Annotated in this window: 8 protein-coding genes; 4 read left to right on the forward strand and 4 right to left on the reverse strand. The window is 70.3% G+C overall.

The genetic code is table 11. The features are described 5' to 3' along the window. Positions 1-86: 86 nt before the first annotated feature. On the forward strand, positions 87-962 hold the full coding sequence (locus JAN01S_RS10305; protein ID WP_157075697.1) for a M23 family metallopeptidase: 876 nt from the start codon (positions 87-89) through the stop codon (positions 960-962). 124 nt (positions 963-1,086) lie between these two features. Here the strand turns inward: JAN01S_RS10305 and pcrA are convergent, their stop codons facing one another. Continuing rightward, positions 1,087-3,522, reverse strand: a complete 2,436-nt coding sequence (gene pcrA, locus JAN01S_RS10310) for a DNA helicase PcrA (protein ID WP_068317611.1) — start codon at positions 3,520-3,522, stop codon at positions 1,087-1,089. A 137-nt stretch (positions 3,523-3,659) separates the two neighbouring features. Here pcrA and JAN01S_RS10315 point away from each other — a divergent pair, with 137 nt between their 5' ends. Then, positions 3,660-4,943, forward strand: coding sequence for an MFS transporter (locus JAN01S_RS10315; protein ID WP_068317612.1), 1,284 nt, complete (start codon positions 3,660-3,662; stop codon positions 4,941-4,943). Between the two features lie 5 nt (positions 4,944-4,948). Here the strand turns inward: JAN01S_RS10315 and JAN01S_RS10320 are convergent, their stop codons facing one another. Beyond that, positions 4,949-6,196, reverse strand: coding sequence for a glycosyltransferase (locus JAN01S_RS10320; protein WP_068317614.1), 1,248 nt, complete (start codon positions 6,194-6,196; stop codon positions 4,949-4,951). Positions 6,197-6,257: 61 nt separating this feature from the next. On the opposite strand from JAN01S_RS10320, the gene JAN01S_RS10325 reads away from it, so the two are divergent. Next, positions 6,258-6,851: a GNAT family N-acetyltransferase gene (locus JAN01S_RS10325; protein WP_068317616.1), complete on the forward strand. Its 594-nt coding sequence runs from the start codon at positions 6,258-6,260 to the stop codon at positions 6,849-6,851. Positions 6,852-6,860: 9 nt separating this feature from the next. Next, positions 6,861-7,637 carry a DNA polymerase domain-containing protein gene (locus tag JAN01S_RS10330; RefSeq protein ID WP_370670781.1) on the forward strand — a complete coding sequence of 259 codons (777 nt, stop codon included), beginning with the start codon at positions 6,861-6,863 and terminating at the stop codon, positions 7,635-7,637. A 554-nt stretch (positions 7,638-8,191) separates the two neighbouring features. On the opposite strand, the gene JAN01S_RS10335 is transcribed toward JAN01S_RS10330, so the two are convergent. Both JAN01S_RS10335 and JAN01S_RS10340 read right to left on the reverse strand, forming a co-directional pair. Further along, on the reverse strand, positions 8,192-9,190 hold the full coding sequence (locus tag JAN01S_RS10335; RefSeq protein ID WP_068317618.1) for a hypothetical protein: 999 nt from the start codon (positions 9,188-9,190) through the stop codon (positions 8,192-8,194). Then, positions 9,190-10,566: an endonuclease toxin domain-containing protein gene (locus JAN01S_RS10340; RefSeq protein ID WP_157075698.1), complete on the reverse strand. Its 1,377-nt coding sequence runs from the start codon at positions 10,564-10,566 to the stop codon at positions 9,190-9,192. The genes JAN01S_RS10335 and JAN01S_RS10340 overlap by 1 nt, the downstream gene beginning before the upstream one ends. Positions 10,567-10,882 lie beyond the last annotated feature (316 nt).

Below are 10,882 nucleotides of genomic sequence, written 5' to 3' on the forward strand. Positions count from 1 at the left end.
GTGCACGACCCCAATTTTGCATAACGAAATGGTCACGCTAAGGTTTCGGGGATTTGTCCACGACCCCCTGCGAGGACGTCCCCTTCATGTCTGACTACACCGGGCGCCATCGGCCGCCCACTCGCGCTGAGCGGCGCGCACTCGAGCGCCGCTCTCGCATGCCCAAGAACTTCGGCCCCGCCTACGTGGTCCCCACGGCGGCTGCGGCCACCTTGGTGCTCAGCGCTGCCGGGGCGACCGCTGCCCAGTCCGCTCCCTTTACCGGTGAGGCGGCCTCGCAGGCCAAGGCGGCCTTCCTCACCGCCCCGCAGGGTGGAGCCACCTCGCTGCTCGCCGACCCTGACCTCGACGAGAGCGCCCGCGAGGAGGTCGCTGCCTCCGCCCGCGACACCACGGGTCTGGCCACCCGTCGGCAGGCCGCCTCCGAGTCGGTCGCCCAGGACCAGGGTCGGACCCAGGAGCGCGAGCGGGTCGCCCGCGCCAAGGAGCGCAAGGAGCTCGCCGACAAGAAGGCGAAGCAGAAGGCCGACAAGAAGAAGGCGGCAGCCCGGGCGGAGCAGGAGCGCACGGACGCCAAGCGGTGGGTCAAGCCGCTCGACAATGCGGTCTTCACCTCCCCCTTCGGTCACCGCTGGGGCCGCCTCCACGCCGGCCAGGACTACGCGGCCTCCGTCGGTACCCCGCTCAAGGCGATGAGCTCCGGCACCGTCGTCGCGGCGGGCCCGATGGGCGGCTACGGCACCTACATCGACGTGGAGTACTGGGACGGCACCGTCTCCCGCTACGGCCACCTGTCCTCGGTGAGCGCATCCGTGGGCCAGGAGGTCGCCCCCGGCGACGTCGTCGCCCTCTCCGGCAACACGGGCCGCTCCACCGGCCCGCACCTGCACATGGAGATCCACCCCGGCGGCGGCACCCCGATCGACCCCGCCGGCTGGCTCGCCGAGCGCGGCATCAACTGACCGCCTGAACCACCCAGGACCCGCGCATCTCCCCGGGGAGATGCGCGGGTCCTGTGCATCTCCCCGGGGAGATGCGCGTGCAAGCTCACGTGCCCGCACGGATGGACGGGGCGGGAGCACCCCGTCAGAGCTTTTCGAGCGGGGCGTAGCGCAGCAGCAGGCGCTTGACGCCGTCCTCTCCCCCAAAGTCGACGTGCGCCATCGCCTTGTCGCCCTCGCCCTCGACCCGGATCACCGTGCCCAGACCGAAGCTGTCGTGGGTCACCTTGTCGCCATCCGCGAGCGCGATGACCGGACGGTTGCCGGGTGAGCGCACCCCGGGCCGCGCGGCGAGGCGCGCCACGGCCGGCTCGCGGCTGCCGCCCCGGCCGAGCCCGACAGGCGGGCCGGTGCGCTCCCAGCGCAGCAGGTCGGCGGGCACCTCGTCGAGGAAGCGCGACGGCGGGTTGTACTGCGGAGCACCGAAGGCGCTGCGCACGACCGCGCGCGAGAGGTGCAGGCGCTCACGGGCCCGGGTGATGCCGACATAGGCCAGCCGGCGCTCCTCCTCGAGCTCGGTCGCGTTGGCCAGGCTGCGCTGGTGCGGGAAGGTGCCATCCTCCATCCCCGTGAGGAAGACGACGGGGAACTCCAGGCCCTTGGCCGTGTGCAGCGTCATCAGGGTGACGACGCCCTGGTCCTCGGCCTCGTCGTCGGGGATCTCGTCGGCGTCGGCGACGAGGCTGACCTGCTCGAGGAAGTCGTCGAGGCTGATGACCTCGCCCGTCGCCTCACGCGTGGCGTCGAACTCGCGGGCCACACCGACCAGCTCCGTCAGGTTTTCCAGTCGGGTCTCGTCCTGCGGGTCGCGGCTGGCCTGCAGCTCGGCGACGTAACCGGTGCGCTCGAGCACGGCCGCGAGGAGGTCACCGATGCCGGCGCCGTCCTCGTGCAGCTCGCGCAGGTCCTCGAGCAGTCCGGTGAAGCCCTTGACCGCCTTGACCGACCGGGTGGCGATGCCCGGCGCGTCCTCGACGCGGCCGAGTGCGGCGACGAAGGCGATCCGCTCGCGCTCCGCGAGCTGCGCCACCGCGAGCTGGGCGCGGTCACCGATGCCCCGCTTGGGCACGTTGATGATGCGGCGCAGGTTGACCGTGTCGGCCGGGTTGGCGACGACCCGCAGGTACGCGAGGGCGTCCTTGACCTCCCTTCGCTCGTAGAAGCGGGTGCCACCGACGACCTTGTACGGCAGACCGACCCGGACGAAGACCTCCTCGATGGCGCGCGACTGCGCGTTGGTGCGGTAGAAGACGGCGACGTCGCCCGGCCTCACCCCGTGCTCGTCGTGCAGGTCGTCGATCGTCTGCGCGATGAAGGAGGCCTCGTCGTGCTCGTTGTCGCCGACGTAACCGACGATCTGCTCACCGGCGCCGGACTCGGTCCACAGGTTCTTCTTGCGGCGGGACTCGTTGCGCTCGATGACCGCGTTGGCCGCGGTGAGGATCGTCTGGGTCGAGCGGTAGTTCTGCTCGAGCAGGATCGTGCGCGCGTCCGGGTAGTCCTCCTCGAACTCCACGATGTTGCGGATCGACGCCCCGCGGAAGGCGTAGATCGACTGGTCCGCGTCGCCGACGACGACCAGCTCGCTCGGCTCGACCGAGTGCTCGCCACGCTGCGCGTCCTTGTCGCCGCCCACGAGCTCGCGCACGAGCATGTACTGCGCGTGGTTGGTGTCCTGGTACTCGTCGACGAGCACGTGCCGGAACCGGCGTCGGTAGTGCTCGGCGACGTCGGGGAAGGCCTGCAGGATGTGCACCGTCGTCATGATGATGTCGTCGAAGTCCAGCGCGTTGGCCTGACGCAGGCGCCGCTGGTACTCCGTGTAGACCTGCGCGAGCGTCTGCTCCTGGTGGGTCCCACCGGCGCGCTGCGCGTCCTCGTCGACCGAGACCCGACGGGCGAACTCCTCCTCGTCGACCAGCTCGTTCTTGAGGTTGCTGATCCGGTGGCCGAAGGAGCGCGGCGGGAAGCGCTTGGGGTCGAGGTCGAGGTCGCGCATGACGAGCGCGATGAGCCGCTGGCTGTCGGCGGCGTCGTAGATGGAGAAGCTGCTCTTCATCCCGACCTTGGTCGCCTCGCGGCGCAGGATGCGCACGCACGCGGAGTGGAAGGTCATGACCCACATCGCCTTGGCGCGCGGCCCGACGAGGTCCTCGACCCGCTCGCGCATCTCGGCGGCGGCCTTGTTGGTGAAGGTGATCGCCAGGATCTGCCCGGGCTGCACGCCCCGCGCGCCGAGCAGGTGCGCGATGCGGTGGGTCAGCACCCGCGTCTTGCCGGAGCCGGCGCCGGCGATGATCAGCAGGGGGCCGCCCTCGTGCAGCACGGCCTCGCGCTGGGCCGGGTTGAGGCCGGCGACCAGCTCCTCGGGGTCGGGCCGCGGCGTGCGGTGGACCGGGGCGTGCGCCGAGCGCGCCGGCCCCTCGTCGGTCATCGCCCACGAGGGCACACCCGCCTCTGAGACGTCGGTGGTCCAGTCACCGGGGAGGGCATCGGGGAGGTCGTCGAACAGGCTGCTCATGTCGCCCCCAGCCTACGTCGGGCGACCGACAGGGCCTGAGGGTCTCGAGGCTCCTGCGTCGCACCTCGACCACCGTGGGTCGAGGTGCGAGCTCGCGCAGCGAGGGAGCCTCGAGACCCGGCGAGTATCGTGCGCCGGTGAGCCCGATCCGCGACGACCTGAGCCTGCTGCGCGAGCGGCGTTTCGCCGCGCTCTTCGCGGCGCGCACGCTGTCGATGCTCGGGTTGGCGTTCGCGCCGGTGGCGTTGGCGTTCGGCGTCCTCGGGCTGCCCGGGGCGGATGCGGGCACCCTGTCCGTCGTCGTCGCGTGCGAGGCGATCCCCCACGTCCTCGGCCTGCTCGTCGGTGGTGTCGTGGCCGACCGCTACCCGCGGCGGCTCGTCATGTTCACCGGCGAGTGCTTCTCCCTCGTCGCCTGGCTCGGCATCGGCACGATGCTCGTGCTCGGGTGGGCGCCGATCCCGCTCGTCTGTGCCTTCGCCGTGCTCACCGGTCTCGCCGGGGCGGTCGTGTGGCCGGTGCTGTCGGGGATCATCCCCGAGGTCGCTCCGCCGGACCGCGTGCAGCCGGCCAACGCGCTGCTCGCGGTGGGCGCCAACGTCGCCCGCATCGGTGGGCTCATCGCCGCCGGCGCCGTCGTCGTGCTCGTGGGGCCCGGATGGGCGCTCACCGCCGCCGCGGCGGTGTACGGGTGCGCGGCGGCCTTCGCCTGGCGGATCGGCTCCACGCCCCGCCCCGGGCGCGAAGGGGGGACCTCCGTCCTCGCCGAGCTGCGGGAGGGATGGGTCGAGTTCTCCTCACGGGAGTGGCTGTGGGTCGTCGTCGCGCAGTTCGCCCTGCTCGTCCTCGCCTGGCAGGGGGCGCACACCGTCCTCGGGCCGGTCGTCGCGGAGGCCGAGCTCGGCGGCGCCGGCGCCTGGTCGGCGATCCTCACCGGGGAGGCCGTCGGGATGCTCGTCGGCGTGGTCATCGCCCTGCGGATCCGACCGCGACGACCGATCCTCGTCGGCGTGCTGCTCACCTCGCTCACCGCGCTGCCCTACCTGCTGCTCGGGCTCGGGTCCCCCCTTCCGCTCATCGTGGCCGCCGGCTTCGTCATGGGCTTGGGCATGGACACCTTCACCGTGCTGTGGCAGACGACGATGCAGCGCGAGGTGCCACCCGAGGCCCTGTCGCGGGTGGCCTCCTACGACGCCTTCGGGTCGATGCTCTTCGGCCCCGTGGGCGTGCTGCTCGCCGGGCCGGCTGCAGTGCACCTCGGCGCGCACCGGGCGCTGCTCGTGTGCGCCGGGCTCATCGTCCTGTCGGCCCTGCTCGCCCTGCTGTCCCGCGACGTGCGGACCCTGCGTGCCCCGGAGGGACCGACGGTTGCCGTGGCCGAGGGCGAGTACCCGGCGCACGTGGACCCCGTGACTCCCTGACCCGATCAGGCCCTGCGGCGCTCTTCGGAGAGCGCCGCGATCCGCCGCGCGGCGACCCCCGCGCCGTCGAGCGTCGCCACCTGCCGACGCACGTCCAGCGCCCTCTCCTGCAGTACCGGGTCCTGCAGCAGGCGGGTGACGATCGCGGGCAGTGCACCCCGACGCAGGGCCCGCATGGTGAATCCGATCGCGTGGCCGGACCGCTCGGCCTCCCGGATGTTCCATCGCTGCTCGGGCTGCAGCCCGATGCCGGCGAAGGGGGCGCCGGACGCGCAGGCCGTCTGCACCGTCCCCTCGCCACCGTGGATGACGGAGGCATCGATGAGGCCCGCCAGCCGGTGCGCCGGCAGGTGGTCCACGACGTGCACGTGGTCGGGCAGTTCGGCGCGGTCCGCACCTGTGAGGTAGCGGCCCACCGTCGCGATGACCGCCACGTCGAGCCGGCCCACCTCGGCGAGGACTCGCCGGACGAGGTCACGGTTGGCCGAGGACCCCATGCCCACGTGGACGAGGGGCCGCTCCCCCTCGGCCAAGGGGCCGACCTCCGGCGGCAGCTCACCCTCCGGGCGGGCGTAGACGGGCCCCACGACGTCGTCCCGAGGGCCCAGGGGCAACGGCTCGAGGAGCGGCGGCAAGGAGGCGATGAGGTTGAGGTCACCGTCGAGGGCCGCGACGGTCGGCGAGGGCAGGACGACACCGTGCTCCCTGGCCACGACGCGGAAGGCCCTGGGGAGGTAGCTCACGCGGGCAGCCATTCCGCGGATGGCCCGTCCGGCCACGCCGTTCGCTGCCTCGACGAGACGGCCGCCACCGGGAAGGACTGGGAAGTGGGTCATCGACATCAGATGCCCGCGACTCATGGCGTAGGGCTTGACGTAGACGAGCGGAACGCCCGCCGCGCGTGCGGAGACGAGCATGCTGAAGGTCGAGCCGATGACGACGACCTCCGGACCCCAGTCAGCGATGAGTTCCACCTCGCTCGCGACCCGCTGGCGCAGCATGTCGAGGGTGAAGGGATGGCGCACCGAGCGGCCCTGGTCGACGGCGATGAGCCGGTCGGCCTCCGCCTCGCTCAGCGGAGGGTCGAGCAGGTCGAGCTCGAAGCCCGCGCTCCTCACGTGGTCGCCGAAGCGGCGTGAGTAGCCACAGAAGCGGATCTCGTGCCCGTCGGCGCGCATCGCGCGTGCGACCTCGATCCCCCGGGACGTCTCGCCGAGGTTGAAGGTCTCCGGCGCGAAGAGCACGCGTGCCATGGGCCACCCCCGTCGTCGCAACCCAGTGTGGCACCCCCGCGGGCCGACATACGATCGCCGCATGGCCCAGATCGTGCGACCCGACGCCCGCTACCAGCGCTCCTACCTCGAGGCGCACGACGAGTTCGCCGGTGAGCACCGTGACGGTGAGGGGCTGTGGCAGTTGGAGGCGGACCCGGCGACGGGTTTCGCCGGCTTCGACTTCACCCGCGAGGGCCTCGAGGACCCCGACGAGTTCCGACGTCTGGTGCGGGTGCGCCGGGCCGACGAGCTGCCCGAGACGCCCCGGCCCGGTCACTTCGTGCCGTGCACCTTCCTCTGGGTCGTCGATGACGGCGACGACTACGTCGGCTCGATCGCCTTCCGCCACGAGCTGACCCCCTTCCTGCTCGAGCAGGGTGGTCACGTCGGCTACTCGATCCGACCCTCGGCGAGACGAAGGGGGCACGCGGGCGCCGCCCTTCGTCAGGTCCTGGAGCTGGCTGCCGAGATGGGGCACGAGCGGGTGCTGCTCACGTGCGACGAGGACAATGTCGCATCGCGGGCGACGATCGAGGCCGCGGGCGGGCAGTACGAGGACTCGCGCGTCGGCAAGAGGCGCTACTGGGTGCCGACGGTCGCGACGAACCGCCCGGCGGGGGCCGCGATCTCCTAGGCTCGGTCCATGGCGAAGGAGCACGGCGAGGACGTCCATCTCGACGTCGGGGGTCGCGATGTGCGGATCTCCTCCCCCGAGCGCGTCTACTTCCCCGAGCGTGGCGAGACCAAGCTCGACCTGGCGCAGTACTACCTCGCGGTCGGCGACGGGATCCTGCGCGCGCTGCGCGAGCGGCCGACGATGCTGCACCGCTTCCCCAAGGGCGTCGAGGGGGCCAAGGTGCACCAGAAGCGCCTGCCGAAGGGGGCGCCCGACTGGGTCGAGACCGTGCGCCTGCACTTCCCGCGGTACGACCTGCACGCCGACGAGCTGTGCCCGACCGAGCTGGCGCAGATCATCTGGGCTGTGCAGATGAGCACCGTCGAGATGCACCCGTGGAATGTCCGCCGGGCCGACGTCGACCGGCCCGACGAGTGGCGGATCGACCTCGACCCGATGCCGGACGCTCCCTTCGACCGGGTGCGGCGGGTGGCCGGGGTCTGCCGCGAGGTGCTCGACGAGCTGGGCATCGTCGGCTTCCCCAAGACCTCCGGCGGCGGTGGACTCCACGTGTACGTGCGGATCGAGCCGCGATGGGAGTTCGGCGACGTGCGAAGGGCGGCGCTGCTACTCCCCTCGCTACATCCGCCAGCTCGAGAGGGAGGCGCGGCAGGCGCTGACCCCCGAGGCATACGCCGCCACCTTCAACGACGCCAGCATCCACTGACCCACCCTCACCGACCCCGGGCCGCGGCCCCCGACCGGGTCTCTTTCCGGCCGGGGGGCGTGCGACATCCCCCGTGAGGACTCAGCGACAGCGGATCGGGCCCATACCCCCTCCCAGCGGCGACGCCGGTCGACCCCGCGCAGGCCAGCAACACGCGCGGGGACGCCGGGTGATTCGAATTTCCACAGTCGGCGCGCGCTGCGGGAGCACAACCCCCGGTCTCCCGGAAGCCGGGAAACCGGGAATCTGGACCTCCGCCTATCGCGCTCCCGCGCTCCCCGCTCCTAGGTGGAGCTCCTGCCCTCCCCGCTCCTGCGCTCACGCGGTCCTGCGCGCCTCACTCCGTCGCACGCCCGTGTGACACGCTCGCCCCCCACAACACGCGCTCCTTGAAGCCTGTGTGTCACGCGCACCAAGCGTCCTTCACCTAAGACGAAGCTCAGCCGACGCGTGAAGTGAGACATGACTGAGAACTGGTGCGGCGCTCTGACCCACATTGTCGACGGTAGCCCCCGCGGCTTCGTCACGTCCTACGACTGTGGCGAATGAGCATCTGCGGCCAGCCCACACCCACTGTCACCGCCCACGAGCGACTCGCCAATGCGGACCCGCGACCAGAATTCCGCCCTGTTCAGCCTTGCCCTCGCGCCAGGTCGTCCGCCATAGCCTCGATGGTGCTGCCCCACAGCGGAAGTGGGTCGTCGATGCCCACCGACCGGCTCTCGGGGGCTTCGGGCGTGGCCCACCACCCCGACACCTCATCCAACTCCTGCGGGAACAGATCCGCATCGCCGGTGGACATGTTGGTCATGACAGCAATCCGTACCGTGCCCGAACTCGTCAGTTCTGCTCGATCGCGGACGCCCAGGGCGTCAACGACCACCGCTGCCTCATCGAGGGAAGCGTCAGCGACGTCGTCACCCGCGTGTGTGAGTGCCTCGACCAGCACCCCTGCCAGGACAGCTGGGTCACCCACTGGCACCACTTGGACCCACCCGTTCGGCACCTCCCGTGGAGGTCCGCTCAGCGAGGTCAGCGCCTCGACCGCCCACGACTGCTCGTGGCGGGTCAGCACTGCGCGCGCCAGATCCGGGATCTGATCCACTAGGGCCCGCGCCGCCGCGTCCTCGGCCTTGCTAGGCACACCAGAGGACTGCTGCGCCGCGATCGTCTCGTGATCCACCACCCGTTCGCTCAACCGAGCCGACTCGGCCAAACCTTCCCGCACCCGAGCAGCGATCTGCTCGACACCCGACGCCGGGTCGAGCTCGGCCTGAAAGCGATAGCCCTGACCAGCCCGGGTTTGGCTCGGCGCGACCATGACCTCACCATCGACGAGCGTCAAACCGACCAAAGTGGTCGCCGCTTCCTGCGACCGCCAGGACGCGAAACCCATCTCCTCCGACACCAACGTGCCATCGCTCGAGACGGGCTTGGGCAGGTCTCGAGCGTCTTCTCGTCGAGACCTCTCCAAGGCACCCATGACCGACTCAGCCAAGACTGCATCTGAGACCGAGGCCTCTAGGTGACGAAACCATCCATTCGGGCGTCGTCCCTTGGCCCACGACATCGACGCGACCAACAGCCGCTCGCCATGCTGATACACCATGGCCATCGGGTAGATCGGCATCAGGGACGCTCCTTCACCACGAGATTCACACCCATACCTTCGGCACGTTTGATCGAACGATCAAGTGCGGCAGTCTGTTTCTCCGACAACGAGTCGGGGCGAACAACGAGGTCAAGGTGTCGCCCCCCGATGTCACTGGGATAGACAACGACCCCGCCATGAGCATCGCCGTCGAACTTCGCAACCGCGTCGACGTAGTCGTTGATCGTGTTCTCGAACTTATTGCCCTTGTTGTAGGACACAGCCTGCGGGTCCAAAGACTTGATGCTGGTCACGTCCAGACCATCGGCGGTCTCGTCGACGCGGTCAATGACCGGGAAGCTCTGCGGCAGGTTTCCGCCCTCGGTGGCCTCGAGGACGAATCCTCGCGGCATGGGCATCACGTCGTCCCAGACCCGATCCAAGTCCGTGACACCGCGCTCGTCCAAGAGGCGAAGCGCCTTCCCGCTCACCTCGGCCCTGTACTGCCCGTCATACAGATCATCGGGGTCGGGGTGATTGACCGCGTCTTCGAGGTCCTTGATGGAGCCACCCGAGGTGTCCGGCGTCCCCGCGCTGTCAGAACCCCGGTCACCCTCGGCCGCTGAGTCGCCGACATCGCTGTCGGCACCACCGGTGTTCGGGTTCCCGTCGTCATGGGCATCCGGACCAGATCCGTCATCTGTCGTGGAGCCGGGAACGTCGGTCTGGTCGCCCTTGTTGGGGTTGCCGTTGTCGTGCGCGTCCGGCCCGCTGTGGGGGTCGACCGTGTCGGTCTTCGACGTGTCCGGCAGGTGCGGACTCTTCACGTCATCTGCGTGCTTGCCGGCACCCGTGCCCACGTCGATGAGCTCTCGCAGCGCCTTGGTCGCGCCCTTGACAGCGAATCCGCCTGCGGGGATCAGGGTCGAGGCCGCGCCAGCTTGGTCCAGACCGGACGCGCCGTCCCACCAGCCCTTGGGGTCATCGGCCATCTCCGTGGTCTCGTTGACCGTGTCCTTGACGATGTTCCAAGCGGTGCCCACGCCCGTACCGCCCACGGCTCGGTCCAGCGGCGAGACGAACATGTCGACGAACTCGACCGCGTCATTGGCCCGGTGCAACGCCCAGCGGGTGTGACCGATGCCGGGCAGGTCCCGCACGTGGTTCTTGTAGACGTCATTGGCCCAGTCCGTGCTCTCGTCGACCACGTCGAGGTACTGGTTGCGCCACTTCTCTGGCCACAGCCACGGCACGAACAACCCTTCGAACCACGTCAGGTCGCTCTGCTGCCACCGACGATAGGACTCCTCGAGCGCCAACAACGGCGGCCCCGAGATCCCCGGGAAAGCTGCCACGAGACCGTTCCGCACCCCCGCTGCCCACCAGTCACGCAGGTCACCTCCGGGCAGCCCCACATTCGGCATCTTCAAACCCGCCAGGGCTACTCGAGGGTCGAACCACGGCATGGACGAGCCACCGGTTTCCGGCCTATTGGGGCCGACAGGCCCCCAGGGAGACTCCCCCCACCCTCTCCCGAGGCGCGGTCCTGCTGCTCGGCCTGCTCCTGCAGCAACCGCGCCAGAGTCGACAGCCGCTCTGCGGCCGCTGTCAACAGAGGCCCGGCGGACTGCCAGTCCCCGGCGAGGCTCTCCGTGTCAGGCCCGGCCCAGGACTCGAGCAACACTCCCATCGACGCCGTCCCCGACTGCTCGACCTGCAGCAACTGTTTGG

Source organism: Janibacter anophelis NBRC 107843 (assembly GCF_001570945.1).
Taxonomy (GTDB): Bacteria; Actinomycetota; Actinomycetes; order Actinomycetales; family Dermatophilaceae; genus Janibacter; species Janibacter anophelis.